This window comes from Methanobacteriaceae archaeon (genome assembly GCA_013403005.1).
Lineage (GTDB): Archaea > Methanobacteriota > Methanobacteria > Methanobacteriales > Methanobacteriaceae > Methanobacterium.
The window spans coordinates 64,801-81,420 of record JACBOA010000002.1 but is presented as its reverse complement, the minus strand read 5'-3'; the positions used below and the strand labels follow the sequence as shown (position 1 = coordinate 81,420).

Annotated in this window: 15 protein-coding genes and 2 tRNA genes; 13 read left to right on the top strand and 4 right to left on the bottom strand. The window is 40.0% G+C overall.

What is annotated here, in order from left to right:
- Positions 1–137: 137 nt before the first annotated feature.
- The 7 genes from cdhA to HVN35_02705 all read left to right on the top strand — a co-directional run bounded on the left by cdhA (position 138) and on the right by HVN35_02705 (position 8,534).
- Positions 138–2,498, top strand: coding sequence for a CO dehydrogenase/acetyl-CoA synthase complex subunit epsilon (gene cdhA / locus HVN35_02735; GenBank protein NYB51468.1), 2,361 nt, complete (start codon positions 138–140; stop codon positions 2,496–2,498).
- The gene (gene cdhB, locus HVN35_02730; protein ID NYB51467.1) at positions 2,499–3,014 is read left to right on the top strand and encodes a CO dehydrogenase/acetyl-CoA synthase complex subunit epsilon; all 516 of its coding nucleotides are present in this window, start codon (positions 2,499–2,501) and stop codon (positions 3,012–3,014) included.
- Between the two features lie 112 nt (positions 3,015–3,126).
- Positions 3,127–4,533, top strand: coding sequence for a CO dehydrogenase/CO-methylating acetyl-CoA synthase complex subunit beta (gene cdhC / locus HVN35_02725; protein ID NYB51466.1), 1,407 nt, complete (start codon positions 3,127–3,129; stop codon positions 4,531–4,533).
- Between the two features lie 146 nt (positions 4,534–4,679).
- Entirely contained in the window at positions 4,680–5,435 is a 756-nt protein-coding gene (locus HVN35_02720) for an AAA family ATPase (GenBank protein ID NYB51465.1), read from the top strand.
- Positions 5,436–5,447: 12 nt separating this feature from the next.
- Entirely contained in the window at positions 5,448–6,611 is a 1,164-nt protein-coding gene (locus tag HVN35_02715) for an acetyl-CoA decarbonylase/synthase complex subunit delta (protein NYB51464.1), read from the top strand.
- Positions 6,612–6,624: 13 nt separating this feature from the next.
- Positions 6,625–8,016 (top strand): acetyl-CoA decarbonylase/synthase complex subunit gamma, encoded by a 1,392-nt coding sequence (locus HVN35_02710; protein ID NYB51463.1) that lies wholly within the window; start codon positions 6,625–6,627, stop codon positions 8,014–8,016.
- Between the two features lie 47 nt (positions 8,017–8,063).
- On the top strand, positions 8,064–8,534 hold the full coding sequence (locus HVN35_02705; protein ID NYB51462.1) for a 4Fe-4S dicluster domain-containing protein: 471 nt from the start codon (positions 8,064–8,066) through the stop codon (positions 8,532–8,534).
- 79 nt (positions 8,535–8,613) lie between these two features.
- On the opposite strand, the gene HVN35_02700 is transcribed toward HVN35_02705, so the two are convergent.
- The 4 genes from HVN35_02700 to HVN35_02685 form a co-directional block, all read right to left on the bottom strand.
- Positions 8,614–8,982: an MGMT family protein gene (locus HVN35_02700; protein NYB51461.1), complete on the bottom strand. Its 369-nt coding sequence runs from the start codon at positions 8,980–8,982 to the stop codon at positions 8,614–8,616.
- Between the two features lie 390 nt (positions 8,983–9,372).
- Positions 9,373–10,725 carry a HEAT repeat domain-containing protein gene (locus tag HVN35_02695; GenBank protein NYB51460.1) on the bottom strand — a complete coding sequence of 451 codons (1,353 nt, stop codon included), beginning with the start codon at positions 10,723–10,725 and terminating at the stop codon, positions 9,373–9,375.
- Positions 10,726–10,821: 96 nt separating this feature from the next.
- Positions 10,822–11,970 carry an NAD(P)/FAD-dependent oxidoreductase gene (locus HVN35_02690; GenBank protein ID NYB51459.1) on the bottom strand — a complete coding sequence of 383 codons (1,149 nt, stop codon included), beginning with the start codon at positions 11,968–11,970 and terminating at the stop codon, positions 10,822–10,824.
- On the bottom strand, positions 11,960–12,136 hold the full coding sequence (locus HVN35_02685) for a 4Fe-4S binding protein (protein NYB51458.1): 177 nt from the start codon (positions 12,134–12,136) through the stop codon (positions 11,960–11,962). Before HVN35_02685 ends, HVN35_02690 begins: the two co-directional genes overlap by 11 nt.
- 307 nt (positions 12,137–12,443) lie before the next feature.
- Here HVN35_02685 and HVN35_02680 point away from each other — a divergent pair.
- From HVN35_02680 to HVN35_02655, 6 genes are all read left to right on the top strand, one after another.
- Positions 12,444–12,526, top strand: a tRNA-Leu gene (locus HVN35_02680).
- Positions 12,527–12,623: 97 nt separating this feature from the next.
- Positions 12,624–12,696 (top strand) — tRNA-Thr (locus tag HVN35_02675).
- A gap of 231 nt (positions 12,697–12,927) precedes the next feature.
- Entirely contained in the window at positions 12,928–13,734 is an 807-nt protein-coding gene (locus HVN35_02670; protein NYB51457.1) for a metallophosphoesterase, read from the top strand.
- Positions 13,735–14,174: 440 nt separating this feature from the next.
- Complete coding sequence (locus HVN35_02665; GenBank protein ID NYB51456.1) at positions 14,175–14,783, top strand: hypothetical protein; 609 nt, start codon at positions 14,175–14,177, stop codon at positions 14,781–14,783.
- Positions 14,784–14,879: 96 nt separating this feature from the next.
- Positions 14,880–15,779 carry a winged helix-turn-helix transcriptional regulator gene (locus HVN35_02660; GenBank protein ID NYB51455.1) on the top strand — a complete coding sequence of 300 codons (900 nt, stop codon included), beginning with the start codon at positions 14,880–14,882 and terminating at the stop codon, positions 15,777–15,779.
- Positions 15,780–16,351: 572 nt separating this feature from the next.
- Positions 16,352–16,588 (top strand): hypothetical protein, encoded by a 237-nt coding sequence (locus HVN35_02655; GenBank protein ID NYB51454.1) that lies wholly within the window; start codon positions 16,352–16,354, stop codon positions 16,586–16,588.
- Positions 16,589–16,620: the final 32 nt, after the last annotated feature.

Sequence of the window (16,620 nt, the reverse complement as noted above, 5' to 3'; positions counted from 1 at the left end):
ATCCCGATTGATCCCCGGATTCTATGATGAATTTGTGAATTATTATTAAAATTCGAATTTGATGCTATCTTTATGCACAAACTTTATATTTCTAATCAGTCTAAGAGAAAATATCATTATAAATCATTAATAATTCGGTGATATTTGTGGCACCTAAACCAAAGTCTGAACCAAAGAAATTAAAAGATGATTTCTGGAAAGCCAAGGATATCAAAATATCCATAGGCGAAATAGTAGAAAAAGAGGGAGAAATATCTGAAGAAGATACTCCTATGGGGCCAACGCCCAAACCTCATGTTACTGATCTAAGATCATGGGATATGAAACTACTGGGACGTTACGAACCCTTTTACGCACCTTTCTGTGACATGTGCTGTCTGTGCACCTTCGGAAAATGCGACCTTTTGAACAAAAAAGGAGCTTGTGGGATTGATTCCGCAACACAACAAGCCCGTATAGTGCTTTTAGCATGTAACATTGGTACTGCAGCTCACGCAGGCCATGCACGGCACATGATCAACCACCTAATTGAAGAATTAGGAGAAGATTATCCCCTTGATCTGGGCCTTAATATAGACATTGAAGCACCCATCACCAGAACCATTATAGGTAAAAAGCCCCAAAATCTCGGTGATTTAAGGGAAGTTATGGGTTATGTTGAAGAACAGTTATCCCACCTTCTATCCGCATGTCACACCGGTCAGGAAGGAAGCAATCTTGACTTTGAATCCAAAGCACTTCATTCGGGTGTAATGGATGATCTGGCCCGTGAAGTGGGAGATATAGCTCAGATCGTAGCCCTGAATATGCCCAAAGGAGATGAAGATGCTCCACTAGTTGAAATGGGTGTGGGAACCATTGACACGGATAAACCGGTGATACTATGTATAGGTCACAATGTGGTGCCTGGAGCCAGTATCATGGATTACCTTGATGAAACAGGACAGGAAGAGGATTTTGAGGTTTGTGGTATATGTTGTGCAGCTATAGATATCTCCAGATACAATGACCGGGCTAAAGTAGTTGGCCCTCTTTCAAGACAACTTAAATTCATACGCAGTGGAGTGGCCGATGTTATCATAGTGGATGAGCAGTGTATACGGACAGATGTGTTGGAGGAAGCTCAAAAGAAGAACACAGCAGTAATTGCCACCACAGATAAAATGTGTCTGGGCCTGCCGGATATGACAGATGAAGATCCGGATGTTATTGTTTCAAAACTTTTAAACAAGGAAATAGACGGGGCACTTATATTGGACTCGGAGAAGGTTGGCGAAGTTTCAGTTAAAATAGCTAAAATTCTCGCCCCTGAAAGAGAAAAACTCAAAAAATTGCCAGAACTTGATGCAATACAGAATATGGCTTCTGAATGTACTGAATGTGGCTGGTGTAACCGGGTTTGTCCCAATAGCAAACCCATGATGGAAGCAGTTGTAGCAGCTGGAAAGGGAGATTTCTCAGGGTTCGAAAAACTTTACCTTAACGATGTTTGCTACTCATGTGGAAGGTGTGAACAGGAATGTGAAAGAGAACTTCCCCTGATGTCCATGTTAGCCAAAGTGGGAGAAAAGTTAGCTAAGGATGAGAAATTCAACATCCGCGCAGGCCGAGGTCCTGTTCAGGATGTGGAAATCAGACGAGTTGGAGCTCCAATCGTTCTGGGAGATATCCCTGGAGTTATTGCCATAGTAGGTTGTTCCAACTATCCTGATGGTGGTAAAGAAGTTGCAGAAATGGCCAGGGAATTTTTAGAACGTAACTACATTGTGGTGGCCACTGGGTGTGGTGCCATGTCCATCGGAGAATACTTGGACGAAGAAGGAAAAACCCTGTATGAACAGTACAGTGGAGATTTCGATGCTCGAGGATTACTTAATATAGGTTCGTGTGTCTCAAACGCCCACATATCCGGGGCATGTATAAAAATTGCCAACATATTCGCCAAAAAACCACTAGAAGGAAACTTTGAAGAAATAGCAGATTACATCCTTAACCGTGTGGGTGCTTGTGGTGTAGCCTGGGGAGCATACTCCCAAAAAGCAGCAGCCATTGCCACTGGAGTCAACCGTTGGGGAATCCCAGTAGTTGTAGGCCCCCATGGTTCCAAGTATCGTCGTTTATATCTGGGAAGAACCGATAAAAAGGAAAACTGGAAAATCAAAGATTTAAGGACAGGCAAAGTGATGGATGGTGAACCAGCACCCGAGCACCTGATCTATGCTGCTGAAAACATGGAAGAAGCCATAGTAATGACAGCTAAACTATGTATCCGACCCAATGATACAGCTAAAGGACGTCAGATTAAACTAAACCATTACATTGACCTTTACAAAAGATATTACGGCAGACTACCACCAGACATAAACCTTTTCATCCGTAATGAGAAGGATATTCCCATTACTTATAAAAAAGATGTAAAGGAAATACTCGAAGAAATGGGATGGGAGCCAAGAGAAATACCCCAGGAACCATCATTAATGGGAATGGAGGATGATTAAATGGCCAATGAAAGAGTTATACCCTATCAGCCCACAGTTATTGCCGGACCAAAACAGGCATTACTGGTAACTCCAGAAACTGCAGAATTAATGATTAAAAAAGCCAAAAGGCCTCTTTTTGTCTTAGGGCCACTGGTGAAGGAGGAGCCTCTCCTTACACTAGCCAAAAAAATAGCAGAAAAATGGAACCTTCCTGTAGTTACCACTGCTGATGCTTATAAATCTTTTAAGGATCAAGGACTTAATTCAACAGCATATGGAGTGGTTGAGATCGTAAATCTCCTTAAAGACCCAGAATGGCAGGGGGTGAATGATGAAGGACCACACGATCTGGTGATTTTCCTGGGATGCATATATTATATAGGCTCACAGGGCCTATCCAGCCTCAAACACTATGCACCTCACCTTAAGACCCTTACCATTTGTAAATTCTTCCATTCCAATGCAGATGCATCATTCCCCAATATGAAAGATGAAGAATGGATGAAATACTTGGAAAAGATGGGTTCGGATTAGAATACAACATTTTTCTTTAATAAACCAATAAACAAGCAGTATAGTTTCTGAGGATAATAAATAGATTTAAAAGCGATTAACCGATAAATACGGATTATAATGGAGGAATTGGATGTTTGGAGATATACCTGTTGATGTAAGCCCCATGTATGAGGGGGAACGTATCAGAGCCGCCAATATGTTCGTGGAACTGGCAGGACCCAAATCCATGGGCGCAGAACTGGTGCAAGTTGAAGAAAACGTTGAAGATGGAAAAATTGAGGTTATTGGACCTGAACTGGATGCCATGCAAGAAGGAGATATTCATCCTTTTGGAATTCTGATTGAAATACAGGGAGAAAAACTGGAAAAAGAACTGGAAGGAGTAATAGAACGCCGAACACACGAACTGTGTAATTATGTTAAGGGATTCATGCACCTTAACCAGAGAGATGCAATCTGGTGCCGTGTAAGTAAAGAAGCACTAGGTGCAGGTTTCAGACTTGAGCACCTGGCAAAAACCCTTTCCATACTATTCAAAGAAGAGTTTCCTTTAATTGAATCAATTGCAGTTACCATTCTAACCGAACCTGCAAAGGTTGAAGAATTTGTTGGCAAAGCCAGGGAAGAATATCAGATGCGAGATGCCAGAGCTCGAGAACTTTCTGATGAGGATGTGGATGTCTTCTATGGTTGTGTTATGTGCCAGTCATTTGCACCCACCCACGTATGTGTGGTTACACCAGATAGAACTGCCCTATGTGGGGCTATAAACTGGTTCGACTGCCGGGCTGCAGCAAAAATGGATCCAGATGGGCCTATCTTTGAAGTTGAAAAGGGAGACCTTTTGGATGATGTTAAAGGGGAATACAGCGATGTAAATGCAATGGTAAGTGAGAAATCTCAGGGAACAGTTGAAAGAGTATTTCTACACAGCGTATTCGAGTTTCCTCACACTTCATGTGGTTGTTTTGAGGCAGTAGCCTTCTACATTCCTGAACTTGATGGTATAGGTATTGTTGACCGGGACTTCCGCGGAGAGACCCCTCTGGGAATACCCTTCTCAGCCATGGCTGGCCAGTGTTCAGGAGGTAAGCAGGTGGAAGGATTCACCGGACTCAGCCTGGAATATATGCGTTCACCTAAATTCCTACAAGCCGATGGAGGTTATGAAAGGATTGTATGGTTGCCCAAAGAGATAAAAGACTCATTGAAAGACTTTATTCCAGAAGATATGTGGGAAAAAATACCCACTGAGGAAGATGTATCTGGTCTTAAAGAGATTCGCAGCTTCCTAGAGGATAAAGGCCACCCCATTATAGAAAGATTGGGTTCTGTTCAGTCTGAAACTGTTGAAGAGGAAGAAGAGATTACTTTAGAAGAAGAGCCAGTTTCAATGGCTGAAATGCAAATGGAAGAGGGGAGCATGGCTCCAGTGGCCTATGCACCAGAGTTGTCATTACCTGCATCAGGTGGGGTAAAAATTATTTTCAAAAATGCCAAAGTCTATGCAGAAAAGGTGATAATAAAGAAAAAATAACTTCAAAATCTAGAATCTATCCCCTGCATAGATTTTTATATGGATTTATGTGGAAAGATTATGAAATTGACCATGAATTACAATTGAAAAGAATTGGAATTGAGAATATTAGAAAAATAATCAATAACTGAAAATGGAGCTTTAACGTGATCATTGCAGTAAGTGGTAAAGGAGGAACCGGGAAAACCCTGGTATCGTCTCTTCTGATAAAAGCCCTTTCTGAAACTGAAAAGGATATTCTGGCAATAGATGCCGACCCTGACAGTAACCTACCCGAAGCTTTGGGAGTGGAAGTGCACAAAACAGTGGGTGATGTGAGGGAGGAATTAAAAGAAGACACTGCTAAGGGCAGAATTCCTCGAGGAGTGAACAAATGGGATATCCTTGATTATAAAATCATGGAATCAATCATTGAAACTCCCAACTTCGACCTCCTGGTAATGGGAAGGCCTGAAGGAAGTGGCTGTTACTGTGCAGTTAACAACATGCTCCGAAGGATAATCGAAAACTTATCATCCAATTATGATGTTATTGTCATTGACACCGAGGCCGGACTTGAACACCTAAGTCGTCGAACCACTCAAAATGTGGATGTGATGCTGGTGGTCACTGATAAGTCTAAAAGGGGAATACTCACCGCTCAAAGAATTGGCCAGCTGGCTGATGAACTGGACATCAAGTTCCAGAATCTTTATCTGGTCTTAAACAGGGTTAATCCAGAAAACGAGGCTGAAATTCTGAAGAAGGTTAAGGAAACAGGTCTGGAGATGTTGGGTGTTATCTATGAGGATGATGAGGTGGCCCAGTTTGATATTGAAGGAAAGCCCCTGGTGGAACTCTCCAATCAATCTAATACTGTAAAGGCAGTATCTGGGATATTATCCCGTATCATAAGTAACTAAGGATGTGGGTATATGGATCAAATGTCGCAACTTCTTAAACTATTGGAAAAAACGGACTATATAGAGATAAATGAATTTAGAATGGATTTTGAGGAACTGGAATTGCAGCTCGCGCCAGCCGTGCAAAGAGTAGTGCAGCAGGCAGTAACCAAACAGGCAGCAGTCCAGGAAACCATGAAGAAAATGGAAGCAATTGAATTTACCCCACCTATAAAGGATTATCCTGGAGATGTGGCCCAGGTGCAACTGGGGGCTGGAAGCAGAAAGCCTGTCTATCTGGGGGGGCAAAAGGCTCTTTACCGCTTTGAAGAACCACAACCCAACCCACCAGTGGTAACTTTCGATGTTTTTGACATCCCCATGCCCGGACTACCCCGCCCCATAAGAGAACACTTCTCTGATGTAATGGAACACCCGGGAGACTGGGCTAAAAAGGCAGTCAACGATTTCGGAGCCAACATGGTAACTATCCACCTTATTGGAACCGGACCTAAAGTTATGGACAAAACTCCTCGACAGGCTGCCGAAGACATCGAAGAAGTCTTACAAGCTGTAGACGTGCCCCTGGTGATAGGAGCATCTGGAGACCCACAAAAAGATCCAATAGTTTTAGAAGCAGCAGCAGCTGCAGCAGAGGATGAACGTTGTCTTCTGGCATCAGCCAACCTTGACCTCGATTACAAAAAGGTGGCCAAAGCAGCAGTGGACTACAACCACGCTGTCTTAAGCTGGGCTATAACTGACATTAACATGCAGAAAACCCTTAACAAATACCTGATGAAGGAAGGATTAACTCCCAATGATATTGTAATGGATCCTACTACCTGTGCTCTGGGTTATGGGATTGAATTTTCCATTGACGTAATCACCAGGACCCGCTTGGCAGCCCTCAAGGGAGATAAGGACCTGCAGATGCCCATGAGCTCCGGAACCACCAATGCCTGGGGATCCAGAGAAGCATGGATGAAAAACGATGCATGGGGACCCACTGATTACCGAGGCCCAATATGGGAGATAATCACCGGGTTAACCATGATGCTCTGCGGGGTGGACATTTTCATGATGCTGCACCCACTTTCCGTGCAGCTATTAAGCGAAATAGGCTCCACTTTCACCAAGGAGTACCTGACCACCGACGTGCCAGACATATCCAACTGGATAACGGAGTTAGAATAAGGAGGTTATAAATATGCAAGTAACTGCAATGGATGTTTACAGACTTTTACCCCAAACCAACTGTGAAGATTGTGATGAACCTGCCTGTGGAGAGGCCTCCTGCATGGCTTTTGCCACCAAACTCTCAGAAAAAGAAGCCCAACTGGAAATGTGCACAGAATTATCTGAAGAAGCTTTTTCTAAATTGGAAGCCCTGCTGGCACCAGCAGTACGCGAGATAACCATAGGAACTGGTGATAAAACCATTACCATAGGTGGAGATGAAGTTCTTTACAGATATGAGTTAACATACTACAACCCCACAGCAATGGTAATAGACATCGCAGATAATCTGGATGAAGAAGCATTCAATGAAAGAGTGAAAACCATAGAGGAAACCGAGTTTGAAAGGATTGGGGAACTCTTGACCCTTGATGCCATCGCTCTTAGAAATGCATCTGGGGATGCAGCAAAATTCGCTGAAGCAGCCAGTAAACTAAAAAAAGCCAAATTACCTTTAATACTCTGTTCATTCGACTCTGAAGCCATGAAAGCAGCCCTGGAAAAAGTGGGGGATGAAAGACCATTAATATATGCGGTTAACCAGGACAACCTAGATGAAATGGCAGCATTGGCCCTGGAATACAACTGTCCAGTGACCATATTCTCTCCTAACGACTTGGAGAAAATGAAACAGATGAGCCGAGCACTCCGGGATAAAGGAATACAGGACATTGTACTGGACCCAGGTACCTTTGTGGGAGATGGAATTGGTGACAGCCTTGATGATTTTGTCATGATCCGACGACTGGCAGTGGAAGAAAGAGATGATGACTTCCGATTCCCCCTACTGGGCATCCCAGCTCTCACCTGGTTATATGAGAAGGATGAAGTGCAGGGCGGTATCCGGGAGGCAACCATAGCCGCAACCCTTATGAATAAATACGCAGACATCTTAATATTCCACGGAACCAACATCTGGGAATTAATACCAGTCCTAACATTAAGACAGGGCATCTACACAGACCCCAGGAAGCCTCAGGCAGTGGACGCAGGATTGTATGAATTCGGTGAGGTGGACAAAGATTCACCAGTACTCATGACCACCAACTTTGCCCTAACCTTCTACACTGTGGAAGGAGATATAAAGGGTAAAGCCAACACCTATCTCCTGGTTCTGGACACTGAAGGCCGGGCAGTTGATGTTTCCCTGGCAGGTGGTCAGCTCAATGCAGAAGCAGTGGCCGACCTTATCAAGGAAACTGGAATTGAAGATAAAGTAGAAAACCGTACACTAATCATACCTGGATTGTCCGCCCCGGTCAGTGGAGAGATTGAAGACGAAAGTGGATGGGAAGTTCTGGTTGGTCCAAGAGACTCATCAGGAATACCTGACTTCTTGGATAAACTTAAGGAGAAGTCCTAGAAATCCATGGAACTTGCTATTAAATGCAATAAATGGAAAGTGATAAAATGAAGACTCTGATGGTAATTGATCCCCGACGCTGCAGTGAATGCGAAGACTGCATCAATGCCTGTAAGAAAGTGCATGGAGTGGCCCGGACTAAGAAAACCAGCACTGTACCCCTGTTCTGCCTGCAATGCCATCCTGATAAAGCTCCATGTGCCAGGATATGTCCAACAGGTGCTATACGGGAAGAAGATGGCACATTAATGGTGGATGAAGATGCATGTATTCTTTGTAGGCTGTGCATGATTGCCTGTCCTGTGGGTATGCTGGTTATGGATGAGGAGAAAAAGGCCGTTCAGAAATGTACATTATGCCTTGATGCCGAGGACCAGATACTCCCAGCTTGCGTAGAAGCCTGCAAAGATAATGTTCTTAAGATTTTCTCAGTGGAAGATCTGGAAGAACTTAAAAAAGACTTATCTTACACAGAAGTCCTTAACGAAGCCATGAAAGCCTATCAGAATAAACTGTAGTCCTTAGAGAAAAATTTATGGGAATGGTTTATTTCAATATATTTTTAAACATAAACTAAACACTGCAGAAAAAAGAAGGTTATGGTCTTATAATCCGTAGACTGTTAATCTTCACCCCCTCTTTTTTTAACAATCTCTTTTTCATTTCCACACCACCAACATAATTACCCAGACTTAGATCTGATTTAACTACCCTGTGACAGGGTATAATCAGAGGTAACGGATTTTTTGCCAGGGCATTACCCACTGCCCTCCAAGCTCTACTGTTTAAAGATTCGGCAACTTCTTTATAAGTTCTAACTTCCCCCCGAGGAATTTCCAGCACCTTCTCTAATACTCGAAGTTTAAATTCACTGTTAATTGGGTTCCTCACTAGTTCCGATTTATTAAGAGATAACTCTACACTATCCAGATTAAAACTGCTTTCGTTACCATCATAAATTTTCATAATCTCCAGAACAAGGGGTTGATAATCATCAGTCAATTCAAAATCACTGAATTCATTGGAAAATTGTTCATATAATAACTCACTGCTGGGAACTGGGAGAAAGACCCTAACAACTTTTCCACTAGATGAAACACCAACAGCAAAATAAATGTTTTTGGATTCCTGAATAGATACTTGAACAGTATCTTCACAGTTTTTCCCGGAAGCTTTTCTAATCAATTATTCATTCACCCAACAAAAGTTTGATTCACTTTTTACGGATCTAAAGGTATTTAATTCTCAGATTAGCTAAAAAAGTTTTTAAAGGTGAATTTAAAAGCATAGATAGATGAGAAGGTATTTTCAGCATAAATAAATCAAAAATACATCATTTCTCAATTTATTAATAATTCATCCGTAAATATAGAAACTATCCACCATAATTTCTATATCCTCACTTGCGTCTTCAAAAGCCTTTGGATCCCCCACAAACCACATATAATAAAGTAAATTTTCTTTTTTGAAGGATACTATCAGAATACTGGTGGGAGTTACATCATGATTTTCACCATAAATCTCGTAGACATCCATCCCGTATTTTTCAAAACTTCTCTCATCAACTACTTCACTACCCTGGATTCGGAACACGTCTTTGAGCATCTCGGCAAATTCTTCTGATGATATTTCCGCCACATCAGTATTGCGGTTAAGGGATAGGGTTATGGTATTGTTGGCATACAAACCTCGAACAACTTTCTTAGCATCTGCAGTGTTGACAATCTCCCAATGTTCCGAATAATCGAAAGAAACCTCACCATTATCATAATTAAAAATACGGGCTTTTTCATGTGGTTTAAGAATTTTTTGGATTGAAACATCTGCTTTATCCCTAACATATTTATATTCATCTTTCTGAGCATTTGCCAGGGCCTCTAAAGCTCTTTCATCTCCGATTCTTCCCAGTGCTTCTGCAGCCTTTCCCCTAACATGGCGATTTTTATCCGCATTTTTACCTAAAAGCAGACATATTAATGCATTCAGAGCCTCTTCACCACCAATTTTACCTAATACTTCCGCTGCCTTGGCTCTCACGCGCCAATTTTTATTTTTAAGAGTTTCTATCAGGGGTTTAACTGCGATTTCTCCCATCTTTCCCAGTGCCAGCATGGCTTTCCAACGTACATCTGCATCTTCATCATCCATTGCTTCTAAAAGGACGGGGATCGCTGATTTATCCTTCATTTTCCCTAAAGCCACAGCTGAATATTTGCGTACATGCCAGTCACTATCTTCCAGAGACTTTATAAGGTAAGGAACAGACCGATGATCACCAATTAATCCTAGAGAATTGGCTGCAGTTCTTCTAACACTCCAGCTTTGATCACTTAAGGCATTGATTAAGGCATCCACAGCTTCCGGGTCACCAATCTCGCCCAAAGCCCAGGCAGCTTTCAAACGCACCTCTTCATCAGGATCATCTTCAAGTGACTCAATAAGATAGGGAATTGCTCTTTTATCTCCTATTCTCCCTAATGCTTCAGCTGAATTCTCCCTAACTGCACTTAAAATTATGTAATCAGAATGCCAGCTTTTATAGCGCAAAGAATCTATAAGAGCATCCACAGCTCGTTCATCACCAACCTTCTTCAAAGCACGAGCTGCTTCCTTCCGGGTAAGATAATCCTGATGTTTAAGGGCTTTTATAAGGCCCTCAACATCTCTTTTCTCTTCCAGATCATCCACATCTAGATCTATTGAAACCATTAAACTACTCCGGCAATTTCACTGAGTTAGCAACTTTCAATTTTTATTATCATTATTACTATTTACTGTGGTTAATGATATAATTAACTAATATAACTATAATATCTCTTTTAAGAGTTTTAAAAATTGGGGGTATTCACGTACAAAACCAAGCATGGACATTTTAGAGATTGATTCCAAATTCTGTCCTTTGAGGAATTTAGCCAGAATATTCATTTCTTCGTCACTTAACTGATCCATTATCTTACGATACTTAAGGGATTGTTTAAGATCATGGCCTATTTCTTTCTTCCAGCGAGTTTCATACTTTTTTAAAAAATTTGCTGAGAATTTATCTTTTTCAATAGCCTCAGCAGCCACTTCACCAGCAACACGACCACAATGGGCAGTTACATGGATTCCTCCACCAGTAAATGGTTCCACCTGCCCTGCAGCATCTCCAACAACCATCAAACCGTCGGTGTAGGTTTTCTCAACTGGACCGGTTACTGGAACTCCACCCACATTAAGTTCAACCGGGGTGGCATCTATTTTGGAGGTAAATTTTTTAAGGAAATAGTAGGCTGTTTTAGTGTTACTTCTTACACCCACTCCTACATTGGCCACATTTTCTTCTTTGGGAAATATCCATGCATATCCTTTGGGGGCTATTTTCTGGCCTAAATAGAATTTAAGATAATGAGGATCGGTTTCAAGGCCAACCATTTCGTACTGTGCACATGAATATAAACTTTCAGGGGTTCTGGTAGTATTTAAACCTGCCATCTGGGCTACACGGGATTCAATCCCATCAGCCGCTATAACCACGTCTGCTTTGATCTCCAGGGTTTTTCCCATATGTTTAGCCACCACTCCGCATACTCTGCCCTCCCGGGTAATGAGATTCCGGACTCTGGTTTTTACCATGATATCTGCCCCTGATTTGGCAGCTTCTATCGCCAAGTGTTTGTCAAATATTTTTCTCTCTAAAATAAAACCTTCAGCATAACCTCCTTCTAAATGGCCATGAGTACCATCTGGAGCATATACATCGGCACCGTAAATCTCTGAGCACACGTATTTGGAGGAAGGTTCTATCTCCAGGGTTTTAAAAGTTTGGGAGCTGGTAGCCTCAGCACACTGAACTGGAGTTCCAATCTCCTGATTTTTCTCGATCATAAGCACATCTGCACCATTTTTAGAAGCAAATATAGATGCAGTTGACCCACCAATACGCCCTCCTACAACTACAACATCATATTTCATTCTTACCCTCTTTTATCGCTCCCAGCGGACACACATAAATACAAAAAGAACATTCTTCACATCCTTCCTTTATAATGATATCCATCTCATATAGTTCCAGAAGGCCAAGGGGACACACCGCTACACATGACCCACAGTATCCGCATTCATCTTTTGAGATTATCATCATCACACCCATCAGCCAACGATATATTAGACATTTTTCACTATGAGTAGTATAATTTAGTTTATATTTATAAAATTACCTTTTAAGGTCACAGTGGACTTCCCACACTATGTGGGATACCCTTGCAATTAGTGGAATGTAGTATGGTGCTTAAAGAGGACTTAATGAAGAATAAATAATTTTAAAAAACCACTTTTTTTGTTAATTTTTTCACATTTTTTATCACAATCAAAAGTGTGTTTTTTTGAGATTTATTCTCCAGAGGAACCGTTAACTTAATATATGAAGTTCGCCCACTTGGAGTTATGCAGGGGTGCCCGAGCGGCCAAAGGGGGAGGACTTAAGATCCTCTGGCGTAGGCCTTCGAGGGTTCGAATCCCTTCCCCTGCACTTAATAACCTTAACAATTTGAGTTTAAACAACCTTTTTATAAGTTTTTAAAAATAAAAAAAGAGTTTAAATACTAAAAAGTTTAATTATAACTACTGCCTTAGTGGCTCAGCCGGTAGAGCGATACCTTGGTAAGGTATAGGCCGGGGGTTCGAATCCCCCCTAAGGCTTTTTTTAATCTTTTGTTCATTCTTTACAGTTTTTTAAACTTTAGATGGAGTTAAATTTTTGTAAGTTTGAGGGTTTAGCCTAAGGATAGATTAATATCCTCGAAAAGACTCATTAAAGTATTTAAAGAGGTAAGATTTATAAACCTATAAAGCTCAGACACCACTTGATTATATTTTCAATTGGTGTAATGGTGTGATAGTATTGGTTAAGGGATCTATACTGGTGATGAGATGAGAGAAAGAATTATTCAAATATCTGATGTTCACTTTGGAGAGAAGAACTTTTCTCATGATTTGAAAAATAATCTTCTACAACAATTGGAAAAAGAGAATCCGGACCTGATCATAGTTTCCGGTGATCTGACAACCAATGGATATCCTCATGAGTATGAGGAAGCTGCTGCCTTTGCTGATGAATTAAGGACTATTACCAAAACATATATAATTCCAGGTAACCACGATGCCCGTAATGTTGGTCTTCTCCACTATGAAGACCTCATCGGGCATCGTAAGTTTGTGCATGTGGACAAAGATGGGGAATATGCAATCATTGGCCTGGATTCATCTGAACCAGATATTAATGATGGGCAGATTGGTATTGATCAGATGGAGTGGTTGAAAACTCAACTGGAAAAAATACCGGACAATATGGGTAAAGTTGTCACTTTCCACCATCACCTCATGCCCATACCTCAAACCGGTAGGGAAAGAAATATTTTACTGGACTCTGGTGATTTACTGAGGCTTTTAACTGATAATGGTGTTGATCTGGTTTTAAATGGTCATAAACATGTTCCCAATGTATGGATGGTTGAGAAGATGGTAACTTTGAACTCAGGAACTGCCACCACCCGGAAATTGAGGGGTCAAACCAGGCCATCATACAACCAACTCTCCTTTGAAGATGAAAATTTTCAGGTGAACCTGGTGGACACTGAAACCGGTCGAAAAAACCTACTGGCAAATTACTCTGTTAAGGTAGAAAATGAGGAGTACGTGGTCTGCTCCACCCGTCACAACTCAATGGGAACCCAATAAACACATTTTAGTCGAATATAAATTTAAATAAAAATAGGGTCCTACCAAGAATCCGAAATATTTTTTCATTGATTTTTTCCATGACCAGTTTGATTAAGAGGGTAATAGAAGTGAAATGCAGATTATTCACTTATTCTGGGAAATTAAAGATAAAACATATGTTCTATTATTCTAATCATAAATCTATAAATAAAGTATGAAGATATTAAATAGTAGGTGTGATTAATACAATTTTAAAATATAATTATATATTATATCACATGATTGGAATTACCCTTTTTAGAATAAGTTTAAAAATTAACTTTAATCAGTTTCTAGGTATATTCTTTAAAATCATATAATATGATTCAAAATCTTTTTATAAGATTCTAGAATGAATAGATTAAATCTGGCCGGGATTGGTTCTATAATGTTTATAAAAGAGTGAAGTTTGGGATAATATGTCAAAATTATTAGATATAATCATGGCTGGTGTTATTTCTGGTATTGTGGCTTTCACCACCTCCCAATTAGGAATAACCGGGACTGTAATTGGTGCAGTATTAGGTTCCATGCTTTACCAGTTAATGTCCCATTTCTTCAAAGAGCCTCTGGAAGGAAAAGCATCTCTTAAAACCCAGAAAGTGGAAAGTAGCATATTTTTTGTCTTCCCTTTAATCATAATCTTGGGTATTGAAGTGATATATTTACTGGCTTCATTTTACCATCGGCCTGACTTATTATTCCAGTCACTGGAGTCAGCCACTGGTTGGAATCTTTTCCGAACTATAGGTGTGGGACTTCTGATTATGGGGGTTTATCCTCTCCTTGAACCGGATAGGATCTCTCCTTTCTATGGTGTGATAATAATGGCAGTGGGTGTGGTGAAACTTTTAGCCGGATTTGTGGATTATAAATCACCAATAGTAGCATATTACTCGCCGGTGTTTCATCAATTCAGTGAAATAATTTCAATTGGATTAATAGCTGTTCTTTTGTATGTAATTGTATCAATTGTTCAGGATTCTGTGAAGATTAATGGTGAAGAAGATCAAATTGAACAGTCATGATGAATTCAGAGTCTAGATGGTGAGAAAGGGTTGGATAGAAGAATAAACAATAGTTTAAATATTAAGATAACAGATAATGTATTAGGCAATGATAAAATGAGTAACAGAGCAAAAAATAGCACTCTTAAAGCGGTTTTGGAAGTAATTTTGTATGATAACCCTACCACGCAGGATGAGATCGCTGAAAAATTAGGGTTAACTCGCAGGTATGTTACTAAATTATTACAACCACTAATTAAGGAAGGAGTAGTTCGCAGAGCCTATATTCTTGATCTTAAGAAGTTTGATGAATTTTCAGAAATGTTCGATGAGGAGAAAACCTCCCGTGAACATGCTGGTACATTCCTGATTAAGGATATGTTACGGGATATGGCTAAACATGTCTGCCGCCAGTTTGACATGTCATTTGAAGCACTAAAAGATTATGATTCTGAAATGGCTGATGAAGCACTAAAACTGGATTATATCTCAAATAATATGCACGAAAAGGTCCGTTCATCTGTGGAGACTGTGATATCCATCAACCCTTATTCTGAATTCAGTAAAACCATGGTTCTGGGGGAGGTTGCCTATGACTTGGAACGTATTGCCGACCACACCTGCCATATCGCCAACTTCGCCCTCCAAGACTCGGATCCAATTGATGAAGAGATGATGGAAACTCTTAAATCCATGTATAGCACTGCCCGAAAAATGGTGAATCAGTCCATGGAGGCATTTTTAGATGAGCGTCTGGAACTTAAAGATAATGTCATGGATCATGAAGAAAAGATCCATGCCTTGCAAAGGAAAGCCCTGAACAACATTGCCACTCAAATGGCAGATGATGATGTAATGGATAAGGACCGATCCAACTATTACCTCTCTTTATCACGAGTTGTGAAGGCTTTTGAACGTATTGGTGATATTTCAATTGAAATCATAGACACTGCCGGTGAATTTTATCGAAACATCCCACGAACTACTACTCCTGAACGTTTTCGTCGCAATAAATAGGTATTTTGATATATTATGGGGTTTAACTTAATTATTTTCTAAATCATTAAAATTAAATCTTTTTTTACTTCAATTCCTTTTTCAACATCATTTCTCCTGGATTTAGTATACTTTTAATTTAACACTCATACATTTCAAGTGTAAAAAATGAAAAACGAAAATCCACTGGAGTGAATATTTGAAAATCATATCATTTATATTGGAAATCTGCTTGGATTTTGCTGCCTTATATACAAAGGCTTATATACAAAGGCAATTGACATTAAAAAAAGAAATTAATTGTCTGGAATGAATTTATTTTTAGATTTTAAGTTCCTTATTTAAATTAGGCCTTATTCGAATTAGAATTTGCATAAACTAATAATGAACTAATATTATTTTTATTAATTAACGGAATTTTTTTTAATAAAAGATTGCCTTGAAATGTAAATTCGGGTTTTTTTTAGAAAACTTGGGTCTGGAGAATAAATTATATATCTTATGAATCACATTGAATTGCTCATGCACTTCAAGTGTTGAAATGATCATAAATAGTGATCTGAAGGCATAATAATTTTATCTGGTGAGAGAAAATGGATGTTAAAATTCAATTATCAGTTGATGAAAAAGGGCGTAAAATATGTAAATTGGAAGATGAAAAAATAATTGTCCATTTAACCTTGAAAAGAGATTATTCTAATTTTGAATCAAAACTCAAAGCCATCCTTGAAGACATAGAAGATGCTTTAGAAGCTGCATCAGAAACTGATGAATTTAAAGACCTAGTTGATAGTTCTGGACTGTTATATGTGGACAGAATAAGTGAATAAATCCTTATTATCTCTCAATAAGAGTTCAGGTG